This window comes from Bartonella tamiae Th239 (assembly GCF_000278275.1).
Classification (GTDB): domain Bacteria; phylum Pseudomonadota; class Alphaproteobacteria; order Rhizobiales; family Rhizobiaceae; genus Bartonella; species Bartonella tamiae.
This window is the reverse complement of record NZ_JH725147.1, coordinates 1,839,303-1,865,633: the sequence shown is the minus strand read 5'-3', so window position 1 is coordinate 1,865,633 and position 26,331 is coordinate 1,839,303. Positions and strand designations below refer to the sequence as shown.

Sequence of the window (26,331 nt, the reverse complement as noted above, 5' to 3'; positions counted from 1 at the left end):
AGGAATAAGAATGAATTCTTGTCTATAACAAAGCGCTTATTCTTGACGTTTGCTATAACAGACGTATAAGGCTATCGCAATTTAAATTTATTTTATGCTTGGAGAGCATTCATGCGCAAAATTTTAATTCTTATCAGTGTTATCATTGTTATTGTAGCCGCCGTTGCTGTTTTCTTTTTTATGCGTGATCATGCGCAAAACAAAATGGATATCGAAGGATTTACAACAAATACCACTCTTGGTGCTTTTAAAAAGCAAGTCCAAGAAAAATTTTCCAATGCAAAACAAGATATCTTGCCTATGGGGTCTGATGCAATTGTTACAGCCTTTAGCATAAATAATCCTAATAATGTGGGTTATGATTCACAAAAACCTTTGGATGATATTGCTTTTTTTACGCAAACAGATTCTGAAAATGAGCTGCCTTTACTCATTTTGCGCAATATTGTCTATTCGAATGGTGCGCCACAGCCGAGCCTTGAAGAGGTCAAGCAAAACTTGATCCGTCAATTTGGCAATGCACATGAAGCGCAAATTGGTACTCAAGCACATAGCATGGATTGGATTGAAAATTCTTCCAAAACATCTGAACAATGTTATAAACCAGTAGGTCAAGAACCTGATAAGGATTGTGGTGTCATCATGCGCGCGGTTTTAACCATGAATGCCAATGGTCAATCGGTCGCTGATGTTTATATTTCTTTAAAAGACTCTGCCCGTTATGGCACCTATTATAACATCTTAAAAGAAAGTGGTTTTACACCAAAATTTTAAAACATTGATGGGCTAAATTTTATAAATCTTACTTTTTTAAATCTAGTCCATAAGACAAAGTGTTGTCTTTTGATTGACATGTTTGTTGTTATCAATGACCACGCCTTTTATTGGGTGTGGTCTTTTTTATTATAACATTTGTGATCAGTGTGTTTTTCTATTCCTATATTATGAGCAACATTGAATTGGGATTAAAGTCGAAATGGAGTCGTGTATTTTTTTAAAAAATATATTTTGAATACTCTTACTGATAAATTTTATCAAAATTTTGCATCAATCTGATTATCTAAATTTTTAGCTTCAAGCCCCATTCATTTTAACAAATGCTATGGAAAAAATTTATGCAAGAACAAAGAAAGAGCTGAAGAAATTATGACTAATTTTAAAGATTCTTGACAAGTAAAAACGCTAAAATTTTCCATATACAAAGCACATAAACCGCTTCAATGGGCTTTGTCAGAAAAGGTAAAATGGATCGTTTATCCAGTTATCGCTTTCTTTCATATTTTTACTGCTTATTATAGAATTTTAACGCATTGAATGGGGTCTTAGCAGAGCTTTCACACGTCTTTTTACCAAAGACCATACCATTTTTTAGAACTAGAACACTTTTTTGACTGTCTTGCGCTTAAATATCTCGTTTTTTGACCGCAACACGTTTCTTTTTAGAAGTTTCTTTATGCCACAAGAAGGCTTCACAATACTATTATTATGTAGATTTTTCTTTTGATATTTTTGTTGTGTGATGATCTTCTTTCAAGTTTTTATCGTTTTGAGGGTCAATAATAATATGTTCAATCCGCTCTAAGATGAAAGGTGTTGCTTCAGATGCGCTAATGTCATGTTTATCTTTTTGTTTTAGATATTGCTTGCCAAGCCAAATGGCCATGGTTGCATTGGTTTGGGCAAGTTTAAGCTGTGCTTTTTTAAGGGCGATCAGTCCACTTATTTTTGCTTTATCATAGGTTTCTTGCAAAATTTTATGGCGTTTAAATGCGCTTTCCAAAACTGCGGGCGAGAGAGTTAAATATTGTGCCATTTCACGTTTGGTCGCTTGCGCTTCTCCTAGGCTTTTGACAAGCGCTAAAATCTCCTCATCTGGTATAAGTGTTTTTTTCATTCCATATACCTAATGTATTGAAAAGGTCGATGATAAATTTGCCTCTATAAGAGTGTAAAGCTTCTTTAAATTTTATATCCACTTTAAAAGGCTAAAAGCTTTTGCCATACGACAAAGTCGTTTTTTTCTTATAATCTTTTATGTTTATTAAACTCTTTGCTTGAAAAAAATCAGTGTGGATAGAACTGTTTTCACGATAGCAAAATGTCTAGCATAAAAAGGCATAAATTGCGACAGTTATTTTTGTAACAAGGATGTCATATTTTTGTATTGTGACAGAGTTTTTGCTAAAACCCTAGAATTTCAAAGGGCAAGAGAAAAGGCTTTATCCGTCGATACTGTGCTTAATTATCCTTTTTTTATAATTATTCTATGAACGGTTGAATTTTCTAAACTTCATCGCCATATAAGTTAAGAACTATTAAAACTAGGATGGTGATGAAAAATTATTCAGATTTTCAATTTTATTGTTAGTTTATTATTGACAATCTATAAACCAAACACCATCTATCATTGACAATTAAAAAGATTATATATCGCTTATCACCGTATAATAAGCAAAAATTGATTGGTGATATGCCAAAAAAAAGGAGTCATAAAAATGAAAAAATTAATCGTAGCTCTAAGTCTTGTTGTTCTTTCAGGTGGTTCTGCATTTGCAAGCCCTGTATTTGGCGATGGTTCACCATCTAATAATTATGTTGCAGGTCAGCAAGGCGCGGTTCAGCATGAAATAAAATCCCAGTTAAATATTGCAGGCCATTTTGGTGATGGTAGCCGTGAAGATAGCTATGTCCAAAGCCGTCATATTTACACTCCAAAAGCGCAATATCATCATATGAATGATGGTCGTCATTTTGGAGATGGCTCACCTCTAAATCAAAACAGCTAATCTTTTTGGATTGGTTAAGAATAACCCCGCTTAGGCGGGGTTTTTTATATTGTGAGTAAGGAAAATATAATTTGTACTATCAAAGATGAAGGTTTTGATTTGAAGTGTCCTCATCAAATTTATAAAAAAAGAGTAGCTTTTAAAATACTAATGACGCTTTTGTTCGATGGTATGATGAGAATGTCGCATCATTGTTTATCACGCTTTTTCGTCTTATGCGCCCATGACTTTAAAGTGTTTTTTTCTTTATAAAGACAGTTTAATTTCTTTCGGCTTATTGACTCTATTTTGATGAGACTAGGGGACGTTTATCGCTTGTGAGATGTAGGGGGTGCTTTGCCAATAAAATGGTGATATCTTTTGTTAATTGTCGTGTTAGACATATCATAATAAAAAATCACATCACATAGCATAACATTGTCAAAATCATTCTGTAGAAGAGGCATTTGGCATGGGTGAATGAAATAAGACTTCTCTTTCAATAAAGAATCAAGTTTTCGTTATAAGCTCTTAATATCAGACTCAAATTTACTTTTTCCGTGTTAAGCTCATGCTCTATCATTCAAATGTATGAGCCTATGAGTATATGTGCAACTTATTGGTTTCTTAAACATTTGGTTTACGTGAAAAGGAGTTTTTCAATGAAACGTTATTTTGCTATTTTTTTTATGTCAGTGCCATATTTTTTGCCAGCCTATCAAGCACAAGCACAATCAATTGACGTGACTTTGCATGAAGCGACTGAAAAAGGGCAAGGTGCAGAAATTGGTCATGTACGCATCACCCAAAGTCCTTATGGTTTGGTTTTTACACCAAAATTGCATGGGCTTCGTCAAGGAAGTTATGGTTTTCACATTCATGAAAATCCAGATTGTGGTCCGACCACAAGCGATGGCAAAGTGACACCAGCAGGAGCAGCTGGAGGGCATCTTGATCCCAAGAAAACATCGCGCCATTCTACTCCGTGGGATGACAATGGTCATTTAGGTGATCTTCCATCTCTTTATGTTGACCGTGAAGGCAATGCAACATTGCCTGTTTTGGCACCAAAACTAAAAACACTTGATGTCACACATGGACATGCTCTTATGGTGCATGTTGGTCATGACAATTATTCTGATAAACCAAAACCATTAGGTGGTGGTGGGGCGCGCTTTGCGTGTGGTGTGATTGAGTAAATATGGAAAGAGTGAGCGTGTTTTTCAAAAATGCATGCAAAATCTGAACATCTTCATTTTTTAAAATTCATCCCCTGTGTTTAAGCATAAGCTCTAAAAGCCAACGCAAATGAAAAAGAAATTGATGTCAATACTGCCAATCAACGTCATTAATGACTTTTGACGTTAACAATAGCTCAATACATCGTTAAAATATTGGTCCATATGACTTAAAAAAACGGGTGTTTGTGTTGTTTAAAAGATTATTTTTTTGAATAATGGATCGTTCATTGATTAAAGCAGTAAGGCAAAAATTTAGGTACTCTTGCACAGCTGAATTGTTTTTTCACTCTTTTAATGCAGTTTATACGTGACATGAAGTGTTTAAGAAAGTGAGTCATGAAGAGTGTCTAAATTATTGACTATGAATCATTTTTTGAGTTTGGTTCTTAAAGCCGTTTTTATTATTTGCATAGTATGATTAAGCGAAGGGGTTACCTAGTAGCGGCAAGATCATCACTAGTATCGTCAGCGCGCCAATAGGTTTTATAGTACAAGTTTTTATCAGTGTGGTTTTTGACCCACCTCAGTGGAAAGTTTTTTGGTTTTTGCCTGCGAGGCTTTTTTTGTGATGCGCATTGAGAATGTTTGATCACAGCAGTGTGATGATTTGGCATGGCACTTTTCTTCATGTGTGGCGTTGACGACTCAGTTGACCCTTTATACGCAAATTGCGTATAGAAGTCAACGTGGAAAACGTAAACGCATTTTGCGTATAATAACACAGGATTTTAAAGGCTTATGGATAAAACAATGTTTTCAGTCACAACACAGATGCGGCATTTGCGTGAGCGTGCTGGCTTATCAATGGATGAATTGGCACGAGCAATGGGCTATAAACGGGCTTCTAGCATTCAGCGTTATGAGAATAGTGATGAGTTTAATAAAGAATATTTTTCCATTGATTTGACGGAAAAATTAGCGCGTGTGCTTTTGGGTAAAGGGCATCCACCGATTGAAGCAGATGAGGTTTGGGCTTTAAGTCTGCCCGATGTGCGTTTGCGACTTTTAAGCAAGTGGCAAAAAGAAGATCGTCATTCCTTAAGTTCCAAAAATGGCGTACAATATTCAGGATTTGCCGAATCCACTGAAAGTGATTTTATTCCTGTTTCAAATGCCCGCATTGCGGGCAATGTTTCATTTAATAGAGACCGTCGCTTGCCCGTTTATGGAAAGGCCGTTGCAGGCGTGAATGGTGAATTTGAGTTTAATGGTGATGTTTTGTTTGATGTTTTGTGCCCACCGCAACTTTGTGATGTCAATGAGGCTTATGCTGTGCAGGTGTCGGGTGAATCGATGTGGCCGCGTTATCGAGATGGTGAAATTGTCTATTGTGACCCGACAAGGCGGGTTAAAAAAGGTGATTTTGTCGTGGCACAAATTATGGTGGATGAACATGCCAGCGCACCACAAGCCTTTATTAAAATGTTTTTACGCCATAATGCGCAAGAATTGGTTTTGGAACAGTTTAATCCCGGTGAAAAATTGTGTTTTGATCATGAAAGGGTGATATCGGTTCATTATATTGCCCTTTCTGGTGATGCAATGTGAATAGGGTTGAAAACACTTTTAAGCCGATTCTTTAAGCACTAAAAGCCTAAGAATGGTCGTGATAAACGATCTTTATTAAACAATAAGACTTGTGTTGATAGACTATGCGCGCTTTTTTAAGCTTTTAAGTGACGATAAGAAAGGAGAGGGGGCTTTGAGAAAAAGAATCCGCTTTTTATCAGAAGTCTTTGATTTTAGATTCTTTTTTTAAAAAAAATATTTTGATGGTTTGTTATGAAAATGAGTCATTATTTTCTTTTAAATAGCTGATAAATATAAGTATATTTACAATTTTCCTTTATTGTATTCTTTGTAATTTTGATGGTGCTTTATTTTCATGCATTAGTGTGATCAATGGTCACTCTGTGTGTAAAAAAGGTAAAAAACAGCTTTTGACGACCCTTTTCGTTCAAATCTTTTATGAAGTTTTAAAATTGAGACTGAATGTAAAAGTAATATGGAAAGAAAAAATCTGTAAAGACTGACAAGTGAGGCAGATATAGTTCTTTTTAAAAAATAATTTTATGATCTTTTTCTGATAATTCCTTGAAAATGCTTTTAAAATTGACTTTTTAAACCCTTTTTTGATTTCACTCGATCACTGATTTCATCAGGCACGATTTCATTACTGATTTCATCAGACGTGCTTTTATCAACTCTAGCTTTATTGAAGCTTACTGTATCGACGCACACATATTTTTAAAGAGGTAAATGTATATTGAGTGTTCTGTTTATGGTTGCGACTTTTGAGTGTCTTGGCATAATGGTTTAGAGTTTTGGATAAGCTTTGGTCGTTTTTTTATTTTCTCGCGTTGCTGTTATTTTTAAATATCTTTTTTAAGAAAGATATTTTGAGTGGTGAGAAGCATCAAACGTTTTTCCATTTTAACAATGGCACTTTTCTTTTTTTTAAATCAAGGTCTTTTATTTTTAAGAATGTGATCGCTTTTGAGTGAAGCTGAAAATTGGTTTTATGGTGACTAAAAGGGGAAAAAAGCCACAGATACCCCCTACCCCATAGGAATAATCAAAATCCCATGAAGTAAGGAGTATCCTTGGCATTGGTTTTATAAAAACCAATCCGTCCCAAAATAAAAAGAAAGGGGACAAAGCCAGAGTGCCTCTCGGCGAACCCGTCCTCTGTTTCTGACAGCACCGGAGGACTTTCGATACCCGCGCTTGCAGTTTGTATCAGCAGGGAATTGCACCCTGTCACTGCTGAAAACTCCTATACGCATAAAAGAATCATTTGTCAAGGTTTTATACGCATTATGCATTTTTTACCCTTGTATTTTTACGCATTATGCGTATAGTTAAAACCTTCTTGTTAAGAGGTAAGCCTCAGGCGGAGAGAACGATGTCCCTTCCTTTTTCTACATTTGATTTTACAGCTCAGATTGTTGATGGTGATAGCGAGGCGCTTTTGGTGCCAGATTTAGAAACGCGTTTGCTGGCCAGCATTTATCGCAATCATGTCAGTATTGATACGGTTTTTTTGCGCAATTATAAAATGGACGATAGCTATATTGACGCTGATGCCAGTTTAGACCCGTTTGTGCAGCGTTTGGCCGCCATTATTCGCGATCAGGCACAAAATAGCGACAGTTTTCAAGCTCGTGTATTTGAAGAATGGGATTTTGAGTATAGCGAAGATCCCTATATTGTTCAAAATCGGCTTAAAAGGCATGATGTGTTATAAAGCTTTAAAACATAAATTCGTTCGATCGTCTCACACTTTATTAAAACGACTGATCTGGCTAAAGGCACGTTTATTAAATAAAACATGCCTATGAAACGTACCTATGAATGCAGATAATCAAGATAAAACATTAATTGGATGACATTTCTTTAAGCCCTATATTGTTAGAAATAATGGATAAAGAGGAGTTGATGATGACACGTCGCGTAGATTTATTTAAAACACAACCTGCATTGGCCAAAGCGATGAGTGATTTTTCTCATCAAGCTGATGCATTAAGTCTCGATAAGACATTAAAGCATTTGGTTTTTATTTATAGTTCTTATTTGAATAAATGTGCATTTTGCTTAGATATGCATGTGAAGGAAGCAAAAATTGATGGTGAGCGTGAATTGCGCATGATGCACATTCCTGTATGGCGTGAATCCCAGTTGTTTACTGAAAATGAAAAACTTGTTTTTGAATTAACCCATGTTTTGACAAAACTTGGTGAAGAGGGCATTTCGGATTCACTTTATGAAAAATTGACACATCATTTTTCAGCAGATGAAATTGGTCAGCTCATTTACCTCATCGTGATTATCAATAGTTGGAACCGTATTATGATTGCATCGAAAATTAAGCCGGGATCTTTCGATAAGCTTTATGGTTTGGAAAAAGCCAATTTGTCATAACATATTCGATTACAAGATTGTCTTGCGATAAATAAACTTTGTCATTTTTTAGCGAGTTTCGATGTAAGCTGTATAGCGCTTTTTTAAGAAAAGCTTGCACTCGTGTGCATGTAAAAACCTGACGCGAGAAGACTTTGAAAGTTCATAAAACGTAAAATTGTTAATGCAAAACAGAACGAAAAACTAAAAAAATATAATAGTTTTGGCAAAATAACGATTTATCAAATGCAACGGTTTTTAGCCTTTAAAACCGCCATTATCGAGAAAGTCTTGTTCTTGTGGCGTTGTGATCCGTCCTAAGGCTTTGTTACGATGGGGAAAACGACCAAATTTTGCAATAATATCATAATGCAGTTGCGCATAACTCAACATAGAGTCATTGCCTAATTTTTGAAACAGTTCAAGACTTCTTGTTTGATCGTCAATATGTTCAGAATGCTCAAGCGGAAGATAGATAAAACCGCGTAAGGATGGATCGACGCGTTTATCAAGAGAAATATTTAAGGCTTTTTCTGTAAACTTTTTTGCTTGCTTATCGCTGCAAAAAGCTCGCGCATCATCACGAAACATATTGCGAGGAAATTGATCAAGGATTAAGATTAATGCCATAAGGCCCTCATCATCATCACTCCAGTGGTTTAAGCGTCCCGCCAAAGCTTTTTGCCATAATTTTTTAAAACGTTGTGTGATGGTTTGATCAAAAGCTTCATTTTTAGCAAACCATTGATCACGACCAGCCGCAAGCCAAAAATCGAGAACATCTCTCGGCTTGAGTGTTATTTCGTCCATTTTACAACTCCAGTATTACCATACGAGATGCAAGTCTACCTTGGGTTGATTTTACTGTAAATAAAGGCAGAAGAAGGGCATTTAACGCTCTTTAAAGGCTATCCCCAGTTTTCATAGGCGTTTATTAATACTTTGATAAATTAATCAAACAAACCTATGACCAGCATGAAGAAATATGCCTCATGAGATGTTAATAGAATGATTATAAAAACAGAATTTACTGTTTCCTTATGAAAAAAAGATATTCAACATGCCGATGAATAGGGATTTTTCTTTTAAAGACGAGCGGAATAGATTGAATTGTTGATTATCAGTTTTCTTCTTTCTTATTATGATTGAATAAAAAAGGCGAAAGCCTTTTATGAGAAAGGGCAAAAGCCTTTTTCTTATTCATTGATTTGAAAATTCCTTTGCCTATTGTAGCGAATGAACAGTTGCGTATAAAGCCTCGACTTTTGGAGGGGTGAGCTTTGCGCAAGACGTCCTGTTTTGAGTCTAGAAAACGTATATAGAAAAATCGTCTTTTGACCCGCAAAATTATATTTTTCAGGAACAATGGCGTGCTCCCTTTCTTATCCCTTCGGGGAAATGGTGTTGGGGATGCCGATGAATAAGGTTTCCCTAACGGGGTTCGGAATAAATTGGACTGTTTGTCTTGAGTTACCACCTCTCTGACATCTTTGTGTCATATACGGCGGATGCCCTGTATTTTTTAAAGGAAGATGATCATGAGCGATGATGATCACAACACAAAAGCTGTTAGAAAACCAAAATCAGCTGTTTTAAAACCAAAGCCTATCACCAAGACAAAATGTGTTGCCAAGATTGATACAGATGACAATGCGCATAAAGTAGATGATGCTGTTGGCAAAGCGCTTGCGCGATACGTATGCAAAAAGGCGAAAGCCGTTTAGAATTGGCACATTTTCTTAATGTGTAGTTTGAAAAAAAATGAAAAATGGGAAGCAGAAAAAAATCATATTGGCAGTTTTAATTTACAAAAAAAAGCGCAATATTATGACACAGCTATATATGAATTTTTCATGATAATTCTGTCGATCACACTGCATTATCCACCCCATTTTTAAACCTTGCTACACAGATTTTGATGGCATTTATCGATTAAGAGCTGTCTTTAGGCTCTCAATTGGATACAGATAAAGCGGTGGAATTGATCACGCTTTACAGCAATTTAGATGAGGATAAAAAGGCGCTTTTGATGGAAATTGCGCGCAATGCTTAGTTTCAGCAAAAATATGGACAAACAATCATCGAATAATTCCTTATAAAAACCACTCTCAAAAGAGATCATACGATTGCGGCAAAATACTCTCATAAAGCCCATGCCTGCTTGATTATCATGGATCGCTTTTGTCTTTTTATCTTCATTCATTTTGATGTTTTATATCGTCATGCAAAACCATGTTTGAAAGATTACAAAAGCGTGAGCAATAAACAAGGATATGATTGGCATGAAATCAAAGACCTCTCCATATATATTTTAAGTCGAGATGACAAAATCACTTTTAAGTCAAAGTGATGAAATCACTAGGTTATGAAGATATCCTAACTTGAAACGCTAGCGATATGTTTTGTTTCGGCTTTATAAAAAAAGAAAAAAATGAAAAAAAGGTCCTTGTAGCAAGTCTTGTTTTTATGAGTGTTGGTAGGGCTTTTGCTGGCAATGCATTTGGCGATGGTTCGCCTGAAAATGGGTCTCAAAAACCAATATGTCCGTGCGGGTGTGGCATCTTATGATCATAGCACAAAAACTGCAGGGTTTTATTATGGTGATGGTTCGGTTGAAAACACAACATTGTTGAGGCATCCTGTGAACTCTCCTGTTTCCTAACATGGTGAGAGCTATCAGGAAATGCACAATCTTGACGGTGGTTTGCTCGCACGCTGTAATAAGTCAGTTTTCTTTTTGCTATGATATAGAAACCTGATGGCTTATACTTTCAGGTTTTTCTTTATTAATCGTCTTTTCTTGCAAATGATTTTCATTTATGCTTGCTCGTGATTTTTTACGATGGAGAGTAATATTTTATGGCACGTATTTTGGTTCTGGGGGCAGGAGCAGTGGGCGGATATTTTGGAGGTAGGCTGGCTGAAAACGGCCATGATGTTACCTTTTTAGTACGCCAAAACCGTCAAGCACAATTAGAGCGTGATGGTCTGCTTATTGAAAGTCCTTCAGGACAAGCAAAACTTAAAGTGCGCGCAATGACACAAGATCAGCTTAAAGAGTTTTATGATTTTGTATTTTTGACACCAAAAGCATATGATCTTGACAGTGCGATTGAATCTATCCGCCCCGCTTGTGGAGCGGATACGGTTATTTTTCCAATCTTAAATGGTATGGCGCATATGGAGCGGCTTAATGCTGTATTTGGCCGCAATCAGGTGATGGCAGGCTGTGTGGTTATTCAAGCAACGCTTGGTGCTGATGGCGTAGTGCACCATCTTAATTCTGATGCTTTGGGATTTTTTGGCGCCCAAGATGGGGGCGTTGATGGGCGTGCATCTTCTTTTGCCAATTTATTTGAAGGGGCAAAAGGGCTCAAAGTGCGCGCTGTGGATAATGCCATGCAGCGCATGTGGGATAAATGGGTCCGCCTTGCAACACTTGCTGGTATGACATGTTTGATGCGCGCCAATGTTGGCGAGATTACGCGTGTTCAAGGTGGCGAAGCGCAAATGATGGAATGCTTGCGCTGTAATAATCTGGTTGCCACTGCGGAAGGGTATCCGCTTGATCTTGAAAAAATTGATGAAACCAAAACTTTTTTAGTTAATCCACACTCTAAAACAACCGCATCAATGTTGCGTGATATTGAATCTGGAAAACCAACAGAAGGGGATCAAATTTTGGGTGACATGGTTCAAAGAGCTGTAAAATATGGCTTAAACCATCCTATTTTGGAACTGGCTTATACCCATGTTAAAGCCTATGAAGAGCGTCGTTCTACGCGGGAAAATGCAGGACAATCACACTAATTTTTGAAAAATATTTTTCAAAAAAATATTAAATTTTCAGTATTTTTAAGCTATATCGCAACATGTCGAATGATCATTAAAACGTGTCTTAAGTGGTTATGATAAAATTCTAAAAAACTTTTAAAGAGCAAGTGTCTCAAATCTCTACAAAAGATGGAAGAGATTTGAGACCGTTTGGGTTAGGAGCCTTTTTCAATTATAGGATCTTTATTCAGTTTTTTATCATCGGCATTGCTTAAGAATAAAAATCCAAAAATCAACATGACAACCACAATCGCTGAAAATGAATAAAATACAGTGTGATAACCATATTCGTCAAACATCATGCCAACAGGTGTTGATAGGATGACAATACCAAGTGAGCTAGCAATTTGAAAGCCGATAAGATAAATCGTGGCGGATAATCGAGAGTCAAAATTTGACACGATATATTTAAAAACCGCAATGACAAAGAGTGGCACTTCAATAGCATGAAAAAGTTTGACAAAAGAAATGATAGAAATACTTTCTGATGAGGCAGAAACAAAAATACGGCAGATCATAATTACGCCGCCTGTTAAAAGGGCTGATTTTGCCCCGACTTTGTTGACGAAAAAAGGAATGGTCGCCATAACCATGGCTTCTAAAACCACTTGAAACGAGTTTAAATAGCCATAAACCTGTATGCCTTTTTCTTCTGAATCAAACAAGCCTTGATAAAAGGGTGGAAACATTTGCTGATCGTAAACATTATAAAAAGACCAAGTTCCCGTGATGAAAATAACAAAAATCCAAAATTTGAGATTTTTAAAAACGGCAAAGAAGTCTTCACCAGAAATTTTTTGTGCATTTTTTGTGACTTCAACGGCGTCTTGGCTTTTAAAGCGTGTATTGATGATAAGAAATATGACACCAAAAAGTGAAACAAGCCAAAAATTGATATGCGGATTAATAGTAAAAAATATTCCTGCAAATAAGGCACCAACAGCATAGCCAAATGAGCCCCAAGCCCTTGATGTTCCATATTCAAAATTAAAAGCTCGAGCCATTTTTTCCGTAAAGCTTTCAAGAAGCCCCGACGCCGCCAAATAACCTAAGCCAAAAAATATTGAGCCAATAATAAGACCAATCATAAAATTATTACGTAAAAGCGGTTCATAAATATAAATCAAAAAAGGGCCCGTCAGCGCAATGACTATGCCAATCAGCCACACCAGATTTTTGCGAAGACCAAGTTTATCTTGTAAAATACCATAAGCAATCATAACAATAATGCTGGTAAATTGATTGACCGAATAAAGCATGCCCACTTGGGTACCTGTTAATCCGATTGTATTTTTAAGCCAAATGGCATAAAGAGACCACCATAGTGACCAAGCAATAAAAAATAGACCAGAATATCCCGATGCGTAGCGGTAATACCTGTTTTTAAAATAGCTTAGACTTTGCGTAACGTTTATCATCGAGTCCTCCCCACTCTTATGAATTGGCATATGGTATGCTGCCATTACTGGTATATGTATGTTGCCATATTTGACGAGTCTGTTATGCTCGCTTAGCCACAACTGGCATATGACTTATAAATGCAAACTGGCGATCAATAGATATGATGGATAAATTTTAATCGCCAGAAGGCTGTGGACGGGCATAAGCGTGTCATGGATCTTTAAATATTGGTAAAATAAGGCAACCAGATATTGCGCATTTTCCAATGATCGAGCGTTTCAACCTTCATCGTGCCATTTTCCGCTAAAAGCGCCAAATGACCAATATCTTGCCCATAAAAACGGCAGCTTAAGACGTGTTTTCCTCCATTGACATAAATCTCGCACGTTGATTGATCGACATAAATGGTGAGATCCAATATCTCTCCCGCCTCAAGTGGAATACTTCTTTGCCCTAAAGAGCCAGTTTTCATCAGGCTACGGTCAAGATAAAGGCGGCGATCTTGATTGTTGACCAAAATACGTAAACCTTCGCCTGTTTTTTCATTATTGCCGACAATGATACCGTATCGTTCGGCATTGCTTTCAACAAGATTAAGACGCAAGGAAATTTCGCAGCTTTGTGTTTGAAGTGACGTGAGAAGATTTTGATTGCGCAATTCAATATTGGAAAAATGTGTGTGGTCTTGGCGCAATGTTTTTAATGCAGGTAGTGGTACTTGCAATAATGCATTGCCATCACGCCTTAAAACGCGTGGCAGGGTGAAACAGCTTGCCCAATGGTCTTCTTGTTCAGGAATGAGTGTTTCAGGCATGGAAAACCAGCCAAACATGATAGGCTCATCTGTGCCAGAAAAAGATTGCGGCGCATAAAAATCAAGCCCATTATCTAATTCTGTAAAATCTTGATCGACTACAAATGTGTTATTTTCAAAATGACCAACAAAATAGCCCACCTGCATTTTATTGTTATATTTAAAGCCTTCACGTTCCATGCCCATAGGCGAAACAATCAACACCCAACGATCACCAATTTGAACAAAATCAGGGCATTCCCACATCCAACCTTGATTGTCTTTGGCTTTTAAAAGCACCTGTTCAAACTGCCAATTGCGCAAATCATCAGAATGGTAAATCCAAACCTGTCCGCGATTGTCTTCGCTGGCACCAACAATCATTTTCCATTGTTTGCCGTCCCACCAAACTTTAGGATCGCGAAAATGATAGACATGTTCTGGCGGCTCAATCACCGTGCCATGTTTGGTAAAATGAATACCATCTTCACTTGTGGCGAGCATTTGTACTTGACGAGCTGTGCTGCTGTCTTGTGTCTCTTCAAGCAAAACATGGCCAGTATAAAGAATGGTTAAAACACCATTATTATCCACAGCAGAACCAGAAAAAACACCATCGCGGTCATCACCTTCACCAGGGGCAAAGGCGACAGGTTTGTGTTCCCATGTGATAAGATCTTTGCTCACCGCATGTCCCCAATGCATGGGACCACGTTGCCCACTATAAGGATAATGCTGGTAAAAAGCGTGATATTCGCCTTTAAATAAGATTAACCCATTGGGATCATTAATCCAGCCTGCAGGCGGTGCGAGGTGATAATTGGGATAATAACGTTTGTTCACTTTTTCGCTCAACGCTGTGACAAAACGTGTGGCGTCTTCGGTGTGATTGCTCATTGCGATACTCCTCCAGTAAAACAAGCATATATCATTATAAAACGTATATATTGAAGAATAAACACTTAAATCATAGTTAAAATGATCATCTTCAATCATTGTCTTTTGAAAGACTTAATCCAATAGACATAACTCCCTAATGTCAATATGAATTCTGCATCACAACTTCAATCGATTTTAAAAAGAGAAAAAGAGATTATGGAATAAAGCAATGAAGTCTTTAAAAAGTTTAGGCTTTAGTGCTTCTTTATTTTATCGAAATGATATGTGAATGTTTTTTGAGAACGAAAAGAGGAGCCTTAAAAAGTAAAAATATTTTCAATGCAGCTTAACAAAGTTACCAATCACCTTTTTTCTAAGCAAAGGTGACAAGAGGTAGTAATTCACCTTTGTTAGAAGGTAAAAAGAGGATATATGTTGCGCTTTTTACTTTCTTCTTCATCTTTTTTTGCGGTTGTTGTGTCAATAGATTAAAATAAAGTAGGACTGAGTCGAAACAAAAAGTGATAATGAGATGACGGTTTTTCATACTTAAAAAGTCACATGAAAGAGCGTGCATATTCATTGTGTTGCGTGATGGGTCATGCTTTTTTATTCATCATATCAAACAGCTTTTCATGCAAAAAACGCACTTAACCTCTTTTTTAACGCGATCATATCGTGTCCTATTATGAGATGTGTTGATAAGGTCTATGGTGTCACTTGGGCATAAAGAGGCGTGCGGTAGTGTGATAAAAAATGACATGACACACACACTGCAAGCCTTTTAAGCAAGCGTTTTACGATGCCAATCAATATGCAAGGTTTCACGAAAGGCAAAGCGTTCCAAATGACGATCGAAAACACCTTCCATTTTAAGTGCATCGTCTTCATCAGTCGTTATAAATTGTACTTCCAGTGCGTCTTTATTGGCAAACATATCCAATATAACCCCTTGACGAAAAGGAATATGAGCTGTGGTTTCATCAAAAGTTAGATCAGCTAATTTATGGCTCCAATGTTTTGCAAGTTGTTGAAGATATTTGCTCGCGTGGTCTGTTTGAATAAGCGTGCGTGATTGAATGGCCATAATTTTCTTCCTTGCTATAAGTATGATCATTACTGTATTTTTTTCATTGGAAACAATGATGTCCAACAAAATATCTCATTATAGCCATGTTTTGTTTTGATTTTCCAGTATGGATCTTTCTTCTTTTTTAATAGTTTTTTATCCCTTCGAAAAAAAGATATTCAACATGCCGATGAATAGGGATTTTTCTTTTAAAGACGAGCGGAATAGATTGAATTGTTGATTATCAGTTTTCTTCTTTCTTATTATGATTGAATAAAAAAGGCGAAAGCCTTTTATGAGAAAGGGCAAAAGCCTTTTTCTTATTCATTGATTTGAAAATTCCTTTGCCTATTGTAGCGAATGAACAGTTGCGTATAAAGCCTCGACTTTTGGAGGGGTGAGCTTTGCGCAAGACGTCCTGTTTTGAGTCTAGAAAACGTATATAGAAAAATCGTCTTTTGACCCGCAAAATTATATTTTTCAGGAACAATGGCGTGCTCCCTTTCTTATCCCTTCGGGGAAATGGTGTTGGGGATGCCGATGAATAAGGTTTCCCTAACGGGGTTCGGAATAAATTGGACTGTTTGTCTTGAGTTACCACCTCTCTGACATCTTTGTGTCATATACGGCGGATGCCCTGTATTTTTTAAAGGAAGATGATCATGAGCGATGATGATCACAACACAAAAGCTGTTAGAAAACCAAAATCAGCTGTTTTAAAACCAAAGCCTATCACCAAGACAAAATGTGTTGCCAAGATTGATACAGATGACAATGCGCATAAAGTAGATGATGCTGTTGGCAAAGCGCTTGCGCGATACGTATGCAAAAAGGCGAAAGCCGTTTAGAATTGGCACATTTTCTTAATGTGTAGTTTGAAAAAAAATGAAAAATGGGAAGCAGAAAAAAATCATATTGGCAGTTTTAATTTACAAAAAAAAGCGCAATATTATGACACAGCTATATATGAATTTTTCATGATAATTCTGTCGATCACACTGCATTATCCACCCCATTTTTAAACCTTGCTACACAGATTTTGATGGCATTTATCGATTAAGAGCTGTCTTTAGGCTCTCAATTGGATACAGATAAAGCGGTGGAATTGATCACGCTTTACAGCAATTTAGATGAGGATAAAAAGGCGCTTTTGATGGAAATTGCGCGCAATGCTTAGTTTCAGCAAAAATATGGACAAACAATCATCGAATAATTCCTTATAAAAACCACTCTCAAAAGAGATCATACGATTGCGGCAAAATACTCTCATAAAGCCCATGCCTGCTTGATTATCATGGATCGCTTTTGTCTTTTTATCTTCATTCATTTTGGATCTATCAGATAGCAATGCATGGACATAAAAAAGATGGATTAAAAACGGTTTTTTAAACAATTTGTATTCCTAAACGAAAGCCAAAAATTTTTAAAAAATATTGAATAAAATGCGGAACTTTCTAAATTTTAAAACTTGTTATTTATAATCAAGGCAAAGATGTTTTATTAACGATCGTTTTTTTTATTCTTTATCTTATCTTGGTATTTATGTGATGTAAGCTTAAAGCCAAATCAAGAAAAAGGCTAATGCTCTTTTCTTTTTTTTAAATGCGATAAAGACGCCTTTGAGAATGAAATGAAAAGCCGCAGAAAATAGAGACAGTTTTCATGCGGCTCAATAAAGTTAGCAATAAAATTTCTCATCTATAAAGGACATAAAACCGTTTCCATCTTTTTGTGGGTCTATTTTTTGCGGTTTATGGTGTTATTTCATTCAAATTCATTGGTTTTAAGCCTAAGATTGAGGTGTCTTATACTTTTATTTTATTATGTTTATTGGGCGTGTGCTTGCAGATCAAACTGAACGTGAATTATTTTGCCAAGCCATTGACCACTTGAATCGCTTTGTTGACCAATGCCAAAAGCCAGACGTTCCAAATCAGTCCGTCCTGTTACATGAGCCTTCTCACCTGTTTTTTCAAAAGTAAAATCCAATGTGAGCGGTTTTTCAACACCGCGTATGGCAATCGTACCACTTGCTTGATAATGTTTATCTTCTTGATGAACAAATTGGTCTAAAAGAACAGAAATTTGCGGAAATTGGGCAATATCTAACCCGTCAGCATCTTTCATGGAACCTGACACATAAGAATCATTATAGCTGATGGATGCACTATCAATCAAAATTTCAGCTCGTGATTGCTCAAGATGGTCAGGGTCAAAAGCAATATTTGCGACCCAATTGCCAATATTGCCATTTTCAGTTTTTCCTGAAAAATCCATGCCATAAGTTAAGCTTGAATTGTCATGATCAACACTCCAATTGGCTTTTATAGATGTTTTTGTGGCAATGAAATTTTGGGGTGTGCTATGGCTTGCTGTTTTGTGAAGATCAAGCTGTCCAATACCAAGACCTGCGCCTAAAAATACAATGATAATGATCCATGAAACTGCCACACTTTTTGGTGTAACGGCTTTGCGCGGCAATGTTTTACTTGGCACAATACGTTGAATTTCGGGAACACGGTCAATAATCATATGTTTCAGCGCACCACCAACATGCAAACCCAATAACACAACAAACGAATAAGCAAGAACCATATGCGCTTTTTCCATATAAGCGAGCGTGATAACGTTTTTGTCTAAAGGAAGATTGGGCCAGATCAACCCTGATATTTTGAAAAACAATGTGGGGATAGCCGTTGGTGAAACAGAAACCATAATCCAGCCGCTTAATGGCACAGCCAACATTAATATATAAAACAAAACCACGACAAGATTGGCGGTCAATTCTTCAATTTTAGACATAGGGGCATGCTCAGGCGGTTTATTCATCAAACGCCAGGCTATCCTTGCAAGTGTAAGTGCTAAAACTAGCACACCTAAGGTTTTGTGTATCTGAATCATTGAAAAGCGTATCCCATCATCAATTTGTGGTATATGCTGCATGGAAAAGCCCATAATCAGCATAACAATGATGAGAAGTGCAAGGACCCAGTGTAAGATCATCGCACCAGAATTATATCCATAAAGAGGTGTTTTTTGTGCAGATTGTGACATGATAAAATCCTCAAATGATATTTTAGCATTTCATTGATGAATGCTGAGTGTTTTTGTTATTTTCAACGATTGATTGAAAGGTTCGCAATAACTCTAATTGTGTTTTTTATTCTATAAGCTTTTTCACTTTGGTCATGACCACTGTGATTATCTTCATTGATGATTTCACCAAAGCATTATCATTGCGCATAGCGATCAATTTTTTACAAATATAGTTTTACTCTCAAACATCAAAGCTCAAGCGATCTTATTAAAAGCGCTTTAGAACATTTTTTGAATAAAAATATAGATAAGTCCTATGTTTAAAATCCTATGTCCGAAAATGAGCATCGTCCTGAAAACCATCAAAAGCGATCACTGTCATTTTTTGATGATGGCTGTAAGCATTGGCAATACTTTGACTCAAAAAAACTCCGCCAATCCGTATCGATAGGCGGAGCTTTGTATCTCTCGCATCGTTATCCATTATAAAAAAAGGATAAAAGTGATGAAACTTTATTTTTTAGGTGCAAATTCAGCTTCGATTGTCAAATTAACATCATCGCTAACAGGACCAACAAGAGCATCAACGCCGAAATCACTGCGTTTGATCACGCCTGTTGCAGAAAAGCCAATGGCAGGTTTTTTTGACATAGGATGTTCAGGCAATGCAGCATTTAAAGTGACATCAAGTGTGACAGGCTTTGTCACGCCATGAAATGTTAAATCACCCATTACTTTACCTGTTTTGTCACCTGTCAATTCAATGCTCGTTGATTGAAATGTGATGCTTTTAAATTTACCAGCATCGAAGAATTTTTCACCAGCAATTTCTTCATTGAATTTGTTTGGCTTACCGGGGAAATTTGTGTCAACTGATTTTGGATCAATCGTTACATGCAATTGTGATTTTTCCACATCATCAGAATTGAGATCCAAAGTGGCTTTGATTGAATCAAAACGGCCATAATAATGGGATAGACCCATATGTGTAACGCTCCAAAGCACATTGGTATGTGCCGCATCATTTTCATATTTGCCACTTGGAACATCAAGTGTTGCAGCGGATGCAACCGAAAGGCTTGAGAAAACAAGTGCTGCGGCCATAAGTGGTTTTTTAAATAACATACATACTCTCCTCTGATATAAAGTATTGTCCCAATATAACGCAGTTTATTAACGTTGAAAACCGCGTTAATGAATACAGATAGTTTTTACTACGTTGACAATAGACTTTATTTTGCCAAAATTGTAGAGCGACATAGCGTTTTTACATGAATTCTTCGCATTGCTCTTGCGTTTTTGTTTGATACTTTCCATATAATTGGCATTGAATTTATTTTATTTTTAAACACAAGGTGAACGGCGAAAGTCGAAAATTCAGGGGGTATACATACAAGTACACAAAATATCATAACTATGAAAAAGTTTTTGATTACTTGAAACAGGCGCTTTTTTCAAACGGACATATAATTGGGCAAAGTTGTGGCAAGTTCACGTTTATCATAAAATATATCGTCATTATTTCCTGTTTATAACTTTTGGATTGTTGCGTGTTTGGGCTAAAATTCCTCCCCTTATTTGAGATGGACATCAAAATTTTTAGTATTTTGGATTAGGATCTGCTTATGAGAAAAATAAAAAGGGTGATGATTGAATGCTTTTAAAATGAAAAACATTACCTTTTATAAGTTGGTTTTGATTGAAGGAAAAATGGTTTTAATTGAAAATCATGACATGTTATGGACAGCATTATGCTGCAATGATTCTCATTTAAAGGACACAATCAAATAAAAATGGTTTATTGGGCAAATTCCGCTTTGTTCGTTTTAAAGTGGGTTAAGTCTTTTTATAACATAAGTTATATGCGCTAAAGATGAGTGCATGAGAGGGTTGAAAATGAGCGTTTTACGCTATTTTACATGGGCTTTTATATTTACTTTTATTGGTTTGGCCTTAGGCACTTGGCTTGGCTATTTTGAAACGGGATCTGTCAAAGGTGCCTTGGAATTTTTATTCATTTGTAGTGTTTTGGGTGTTTTAGAAATTTCGCTTTCATTTGATAATTCTATTGTCAATGCTCGTGTTTTACGTGACATGACACCAAAATGGCAGCATCGTTTTTTAACATGGGGTATCTTAATTGCCGTTTTTGGGATGCGTATCATTTTTCCTTTGGCTGTTGTTGCTTTTGCTGCTTGGGTCAGCCCATGGGAAGCAATTAAATTAGCGGTGTGGAACCCACAACATTATGCACAAATTATGATGGATGCCCATGTTGGTATTGCCGCTTTTGGTGGTACATTTCTTCTTATGGTTGGGATGAAATATTTTTTCGATGCGGAAAAAGATGTCCATTGGATCAACATGATTGAAAAGCGTGCGCAAAAATTTGCATCTATTCATGGTATAGAAGTAGCTAGTGCTTTGGTGCTCATTTTGATTTTTGCTGCGCTTGTGAAAGAAAGTGATGAACATACCTTCCTCATTTCAGCAATATATGGACTTTTAACCTTTTTGGGTGTTGAAGCCTTAGGCTCAATTTTAGACGCACGCAAACCAACCATGGATACAGTTTATAAAGGTGGCGCGGGTGCTTTTATCTATTTGGAGGTCTTGGATGCAAGCTTTTCCTTTGATGGAGTTGTTGGCGCGTTTGCCTTATCAAAAAATCTTTTTGTCATTGCCATCGGCTTAGGTATTGGAGCATTTTATGTGCGCTCAATGACAATTATGCTGGTTGATAAAGGCACGTTAATGCAATATCGCTATCTTGAACATGGTGCGTTTTATGCCATTTTAATCCTCGCAATCATTATGTATGTGCAAACCTTGGTGCATATCCCTGAAGTGATTACAGGATTGATTGGTATGTGCTTTATTCTCACCGCACTTATATCGTCAATACGCTATAATCGCGCGCATCCTCATTGGTTAGCAAAAGAGCAGGAAGAAGCACAAAAAACCGATCTTTAAAAAACAAACTGTTATTATTGATGTGCGTAAAATACTATCAGCGGCGATTTTTTTGCTGTGATGAGATTGTTAGACTTTAAGCTTGATATATCTGCATGCAAAGTCCAACTATATTGGAATATTAATTAAGTGGCTTCAAAAGCGAAATTTTATACGTTTATGCTAAAAATCCACGCACTGAAAAGCTCATTTTGAGTATGAGATACAATTGAGCTTTTCATCATTTTAACCTAAGATACTTAATCAACTATAGTTAAGCCACCATAAGCAGCTCAACACCGCTTTCATTCATGGTTTTAAGCATGTGATCAAGCGAACCATTTAAATCAATAGCCGCACAGGCAGATAAAGCCACACTGGCGTCAAAACCGCATCTGATGGCATCAAGTGCTGAATAAGCAACACAAAAATCAGTTGCCAGACCACAAAAAACAAGTTTTTGCAATCCTCTTTCACGCAAATATCCTTGTAGGCCCGTTGGCGTTGTACGATCATTTTCAAAAAAGGCTGAATAGCTATCAATTGCAGGATTTGTGCCTTTTCTTATGATCAGTTCAGCCTTATCAAGAGGCAACGCCCCATGCAATGCTGCTCCTTGCGTGCCTTGAACACAATGATCTGGCCATAAGGTTTGAGGACCATAGTCAAAATGCATCGTGTCATAAGGGGCTTGATTGTCATGGTTTGAGGCAAAACTTGCATGATTTTGCGGATGCCAATCTTGTGTTACAATCACATGATCATAGCGTATAACCAAATCAATGACAATTGGAAGAATAAGATCACCATCGGTGACGGATAAAGCACCACCAGGTAAAAAGTCATTTTGAACGTCAATAACAATTAAAGCGTCATTTTGCATCATTTTCTCCTGTGAGAAGATCGTGAACGATGGTTGAACTTAGCATTAAAAACTCTTATCAAAGAATAGAACAAAGAAGTTAGGACGACAAGAATGAAAATAGCAATGATTGGCACAGGGTATGTTGGTTTGGTTTCGGGGGTATGCTTTGCGGAGTTTGGTTTTGATGTGACCTGTGTTGATGCCAATCCCAGTATCATCGAACGTTTGACGCGCGGTGAAGTGACTATTTTTGAACCTGGACTTGATGACGTGATGGCACGCAATCAGCGTGAAGGGCGTTTGTCTTTTTCAACAGATCTTGTCACAAGTGTGCGTGATGCAGATGTTGTGTTTTTGGCTGTTGGTACGCCTTCTCGCCGTAGTGATGGTGAAGCAGATCTGCAATATATTGAAAAAGCTGCAGATCAACTGGCTCATGCGATGAAACAAGGCACAGTTCTTGTGATTAAATCAACAGTGGTGGTTGGCACTAGTGCCAATATTCGTGATCGTATAAAAAAAACCTGTCCTGATCTTGATTTTTCAATGGTGTCCAACCCAGAATTTTTGCGTGAAGGGTCAGCTATTGAAGATTTTATGCGCCCAGACCGCGTGGTTGTTGGTGTGGAAGATGAGCGAGGACGAAAAACAATGCAAAAGCTTTATCGTCCGCTTTACCTTCGTGAAACGCCTTTGATCATAACGTCGCTTGAAAATGCAGAATTGATCAAATATGCGGCCAATGCTTTTTTGGCGATGAAAGTTACTTTTATCAATCAGGTTGCCGATCTTTGTGAAAAAACGGGTGGTAATGTGCAAGAAGTGGCGCATGCAATTGGAATGGATAAGCGCATCGGTGCAAAATTCTTGCATGCAGGACCAGGATTTGGTGGTTCATGTTTTCCAAAAGATACACGCGCTTTTGCCGCGATTGGTCAGCGTTATCACGCGCCTCAAAGACTTATTGAAACGGTTATCACGCTCAACGAAGAGCGTAAAAGAGCAATGGGCGAGCGCATTATTCAAGCTGCAAAAGAACGTGGCAGTCAAACAGTTGGTATTTTAGGCGTGACTTTTAAACCGAATACAGATGATGTGCGTGAATCACCTGCTTTGGATATTATTCGTGCTATTCAACAAGAAGGACTCACCGTACGCGCTCATGACCCTGAAGGCAGTGTGTTTGCAGCAAAAATTTTGGATGACGTTCAATGGTGCGCATCGGCGTATGAGGCGGCACAAGGGGCAGGGGTGTTGGCAATTGTGACGGAGTGGAACGCCTATCGCGCACTTGATCTTAAAAAACTCGCGAACCTTATGCCGCAAGGCAAGTTGATTGATTTGCGTAATATTTATAAAGCCAGCGATTTTCATGATATTGCACTCGACTATCAATCACTTGGACGCTGATGAAAGCGTAAAATTATTGTTTCAAATCGATTCATATATGGAAAGATATTACAAATATTAATTCATAGACGTTTTACAAAAATTCATGCAATAGCCAGACAAAAATAAAAAAATAACAAATGCATTTCACAAGATAGAATGATCTTATGTCATTTTTCCGTCTTATTCAATTCAAACAAAAGTTTAGTTATGTTTTCTTTAAAAATAAAACATATTTAAGATATATGAATGATCATGATGGGATATACATCATTCATTAATTTTTAAAATGTCGAAATTCAATAGGAAGAAGCTGAGAGTTCTCATTCAGGCAATCATTTAAGTTTTAAAAATAATGATGCGTAATGTGATCACCATGTAATCGTATTGAAAAATAATATCTTGAGCAAATACCATTGTGGTTCAAGATTATTCTTCGTCATTATCGGATATTAATTGTATAAGGTGTTTAGGGTTTAAAGTTAAAATGACCGTTCGTCATTCAAATAATATAAAGATAGATTATGCTGGCAGTGCACTGTGTTTTATCGCGATTTATTTTGTTTTTCAAATTATTTACATCTCGTTCATCTCACAAGGGGCAGGTCTTGACGATGCAGAATTAGCCTCAAATGTCAGTTTTTGGACTTGGGGCTATGGGGGGTCTCAGCCGCCTCTTTATACGTGGCTAGCTTTCGGGTTAACAAAGATTTTTGGTCTTTCACTTGCTGTTTTGCAAGTACTAAAATTTTCGCTTTTGGCCAGTACATTTTTTGCTGTTTATATTGGTTTACGCTTGCTCTATGTCAAACCCACTGTTGCGGCCGCCGCAATGCTTGGCTTGTTTTTATTGCCGCAAATTGGTTGGGAATCACAACGCGCTCTTACCCATTCTATTATGGGTACTGCAGGATCAGCATGGAGCTTTGCAGCTTTTGCATTTTTTTGGCGAAAGCCAAATTATTTACGTGGTGTTATTTTCGGGATAACTATGGCTTGCGCCATTTTAGGAAAATATAATGGCACCTTATTTTTAATTGCCCTTTTAGGTGGTGCTTTTTTATGTCTGCCTTTTCGCTCATGTCTTAAAACAAGGTGGTTTTTATCCAGCTTAGTGGTCACTTTTATATGCCTTTTGCCTGCAGCAATCTTTATGCTTAACAACCCAGCTGGTTTGACAGAGCGTGCCAATAAATTAGCGGTTGGTCATTCAGGTCATTTTATTGCTGATCGTTTTTCTGGTTTGGCTGATTTTGGCTTTGCGGTTTTAAGTTTTTGCTTTGTGGCACTCATTATCGCAATTGTGCTTTGTTTCTTGCAAAAAATTGGTTTGAAAAAAGAAATAAAAGAATTTTCAAATCGCTCTTCTGATCCCCGAATAACACCGTCATCTTACCTGAAAGAAGATCAAGCATATCACATTCAATTTTTAAAAACCAAAAGGGAGTCCACTGATAGTCATTTACAACACCATTTAGGTCATGATGCCTGTGTTGATCAAACTCAGCTCAATTCTGATCATCTTTGTTTCTCTTATAATGGTATAGAAAAAAGAGTACTTGCTCAAAATTTAATAAGCTCTATCTTGCTTTTTGGTTTGTGTTGTATTGCGGCGGCCGTTTTGATTTTAGGCATTACCACTATTAAAGATCGCTGGCTACAACCCCTTTTATTTCTTTCTCCTGCCTACTTTACGCTTCTTTTAGCTCGTTTACAGACGCGATTTCACTTTGTGCGTATTTATGGGATAATCGGTGTATGTGCAGCACTTATCGTTCCTTTCGTGCTATATATTAATATTGCCACGACCTATTATCGCGACAAACCGGCAGAGCAATTGTTGGACTATTCCACACTTTATCGTAGCTTAACCGCGCACGGGTCTTTTGACATGATTTTGGGGTACCGACCCCAATTGCCTGGAAATTTACGCCTTATTGATCCTTCACTCAAAACACTTCATAAAGATAGCCCCTTGGTTCTTAAAAGGCTTAAACGTCCGTTTATTGTTTTATGGGAAGGCTCAGAAACAATGCCTGAACAATTGGTCACTATTTTGAAAAAAACACAGAATGAAAGTTTTGGTGACACTTATTTTGTAACACTTGGCTTTAAAGCCAATAGCGAGCAAGTAAGGACAGTTTATTTTCGTTATTATCCTTAAAAATTGAATTTTATCTTTTCTCTTTATAATAGTAACGTTTATT

At 37.1% G+C, this 26,331-nt stretch carries 21 protein-coding genes; 13 read left to right on the top strand and 8 right to left on the bottom strand.

The features are described 5' to 3' along the window. Positions 1-111: 111 nt before the first annotated feature. A complete protein-coding gene (locus ME5_RS08405; RefSeq protein WP_008040207.1) occupies positions 112-774 on the top strand; it encodes a hypothetical protein in 663 nt (220 codons plus the stop codon). A gap of 709 nt (positions 775-1,483) precedes the next feature. Here the strand turns inward: ME5_RS08405 and ME5_RS08400 are convergent. Continuing rightward, positions 1,484-1,894, bottom strand: a complete 411-nt coding sequence (locus tag ME5_RS08400) for a hypothetical protein (RefSeq protein WP_008040206.1) — start codon at positions 1,892-1,894, stop codon at positions 1,484-1,486. Between the two features lie 601 nt (positions 1,895-2,495). On the opposite strand from ME5_RS08400, the gene ME5_RS08395 reads away from it, so the two are divergent. The 5 genes from ME5_RS08395 (at position 2,496) to ME5_RS08365 (ending at position 7,927) form a co-directional block, all read left to right on the top strand. Further along, positions 2,496-2,786 carry a hypothetical protein gene (locus ME5_RS08395; RefSeq protein WP_008040205.1) on the top strand — a complete coding sequence of 97 codons (291 nt, stop codon included), beginning with the start codon at positions 2,496-2,498 and terminating at the stop codon, positions 2,784-2,786. 641 nt (positions 2,787-3,427) lie between these two features. Then, positions 3,428-3,964: a superoxide dismutase family protein gene (sodC, locus tag ME5_RS08390; RefSeq protein WP_008040204.1), complete on the top strand. Its 537-nt coding sequence runs from the start codon at positions 3,428-3,430 to the stop codon at positions 3,962-3,964. Positions 3,965-4,744: 780 nt separating this feature from the next. Beyond that, positions 4,745-5,554: an XRE family transcriptional regulator gene (locus tag ME5_RS08380; protein ID WP_245256519.1), complete on the top strand. Its 810-nt coding sequence runs from the start codon at positions 4,745-4,747 to the stop codon at positions 5,552-5,554. Positions 5,555-6,911: 1,357 nt separating this feature from the next. Next, entirely contained in the window at positions 6,912-7,253 is a 342-nt protein-coding gene (locus ME5_RS08370; protein ID WP_008040201.1) for a hypothetical protein, read from the top strand. Between the two features lie 191 nt (positions 7,254-7,444). Then, positions 7,445-7,927, top strand: coding sequence for a carboxymuconolactone decarboxylase family protein (locus ME5_RS08365; protein WP_245256518.1), 483 nt, complete (start codon positions 7,445-7,447; stop codon positions 7,925-7,927). A gap of 237 nt (positions 7,928-8,164) precedes the next feature. On the opposite strand, the gene ME5_RS08360 is transcribed toward ME5_RS08365, so the two are convergent. Next, positions 8,165-8,716: a DUF924 family protein gene (locus ME5_RS08360; RefSeq protein WP_008040199.1), complete on the bottom strand. Its 552-nt coding sequence runs from the start codon at positions 8,714-8,716 to the stop codon at positions 8,165-8,167. 728 nt (positions 8,717-9,444) lie between these two features. On the opposite strand from ME5_RS08360, the gene ME5_RS08355 reads away from it, so the two are divergent. The 3 genes from ME5_RS08355 (at position 9,445) to ME5_RS08350 (ending at position 11,716) form a co-directional block, all read left to right on the top strand. Next, on the top strand, positions 9,445-9,630 hold the full coding sequence (locus ME5_RS08355) for a hypothetical protein (protein WP_008040193.1): 186 nt from the start codon (positions 9,445-9,447) through the stop codon (positions 9,628-9,630). A 782-nt stretch (positions 9,631-10,412) separates the two neighbouring features. Further along, on the top strand, positions 10,413-10,568 hold the full coding sequence (locus tag ME5_RS10415; RefSeq protein ID WP_196793577.1) for a hypothetical protein: 156 nt from the start codon (positions 10,413-10,415) through the stop codon (positions 10,566-10,568). A gap of 197 nt (positions 10,569-10,765) precedes the next feature. Further along, positions 10,766-11,716 (top strand): ketopantoate reductase family protein, encoded by a 951-nt coding sequence (locus tag ME5_RS08350; RefSeq protein WP_008040197.1) that lies wholly within the window; start codon positions 10,766-10,768, stop codon positions 11,714-11,716. Between the two features lie 179 nt (positions 11,717-11,895). On the opposite strand, the gene ME5_RS08345 is transcribed toward ME5_RS08350, so the two are convergent. The 3 genes from ME5_RS08345 to ME5_RS08335 all read right to left on the bottom strand — a co-directional run bounded on the left by ME5_RS08345 (position 11,896) and on the right by ME5_RS08335 (position 15,900). Continuing rightward, the gene (locus ME5_RS08345; RefSeq protein ID WP_008040196.1) at positions 11,896-13,158 is read right to left on the bottom strand and encodes an oligosaccharide MFS transporter; all 1,263 of its coding nucleotides are present in this window, start codon (positions 13,156-13,158) and stop codon (positions 11,896-11,898) included. A 203-nt stretch (positions 13,159-13,361) separates the two neighbouring features. Further along, the gene (locus tag ME5_RS08340; protein ID WP_008040195.1) at positions 13,362-14,831 is read right to left on the bottom strand and encodes a glycoside hydrolase family 32 protein; all 1,470 of its coding nucleotides are present in this window, start codon (positions 14,829-14,831) and stop codon (positions 13,362-13,364) included. A 766-nt stretch (positions 14,832-15,597) separates the two neighbouring features. Beyond that, positions 15,598-15,900, bottom strand: a complete 303-nt coding sequence (locus ME5_RS08335; RefSeq protein ID WP_008040194.1) for a DUF2218 domain-containing protein — start codon at positions 15,898-15,900, stop codon at positions 15,598-15,600. Between the two features lie 644 nt (positions 15,901-16,544). Between ME5_RS08335 and ME5_RS08330 the strand changes: the two genes are divergently transcribed. After that, a complete protein-coding gene (locus tag ME5_RS08330) occupies positions 16,545-16,730 on the top strand; it encodes a hypothetical protein (RefSeq protein WP_008040193.1) in 186 nt (61 codons plus the stop codon). 979 nt (positions 16,731-17,709) lie between these two features. Here the strand turns inward: ME5_RS08330 and ME5_RS08325 are convergent. Together ME5_RS08325 and ME5_RS08320 are read right to left on the bottom strand one after the other, a co-directional pair. Further along, positions 17,710-18,936: a cytochrome b/b6 domain-containing protein gene (locus tag ME5_RS08325; protein WP_008040192.1), complete on the bottom strand. Its 1,227-nt coding sequence runs from the start codon at positions 18,934-18,936 to the stop codon at positions 17,710-17,712. A gap of 495 nt (positions 18,937-19,431) precedes the next feature. After that, positions 19,432-20,043 carry a YceI family protein gene (locus tag ME5_RS08320; protein ID WP_008040191.1) on the bottom strand — a complete coding sequence of 204 codons (612 nt, stop codon included), beginning with the start codon at positions 20,041-20,043 and terminating at the stop codon, positions 19,432-19,434. A gap of 771 nt (positions 20,044-20,814) precedes the next feature. Between ME5_RS08320 and ME5_RS08315 the strand changes: the two genes are divergently transcribed. Continuing rightward, a complete protein-coding gene (locus ME5_RS08315; RefSeq protein ID WP_008040190.1) occupies positions 20,815-21,891 on the top strand; it encodes a DUF475 domain-containing protein in 1,077 nt (358 codons plus the stop codon). A gap of 253 nt (positions 21,892-22,144) precedes the next feature. Here ME5_RS08315 and pncA read toward each other — a convergent pair whose 3' ends face one another. After that, positions 22,145-22,753, bottom strand: coding sequence for a bifunctional nicotinamidase/pyrazinamidase (gene pncA / locus ME5_RS08310; RefSeq protein WP_008040188.1), 609 nt, complete (start codon positions 22,751-22,753; stop codon positions 22,145-22,147). 93 nt (positions 22,754-22,846) lie between these two features. On the opposite strand from pncA, the gene ME5_RS08305 reads away from it, so the two are divergent. Beyond that, on the top strand, positions 22,847-24,145 hold the full coding sequence (locus tag ME5_RS08305) for a UDP-glucose dehydrogenase family protein (protein ID WP_008040187.1): 1,299 nt from the start codon (positions 22,847-22,849) through the stop codon (positions 24,143-24,145). A gap of 466 nt (positions 24,146-24,611) precedes the next feature. Further along, complete coding sequence (locus ME5_RS08300; RefSeq protein ID WP_245256517.1) at positions 24,612-26,288, top strand: ArnT family glycosyltransferase; 1,677 nt, start codon at positions 24,612-24,614, stop codon at positions 26,286-26,288. Positions 26,289-26,331: the final 43 nt, after the last annotated feature.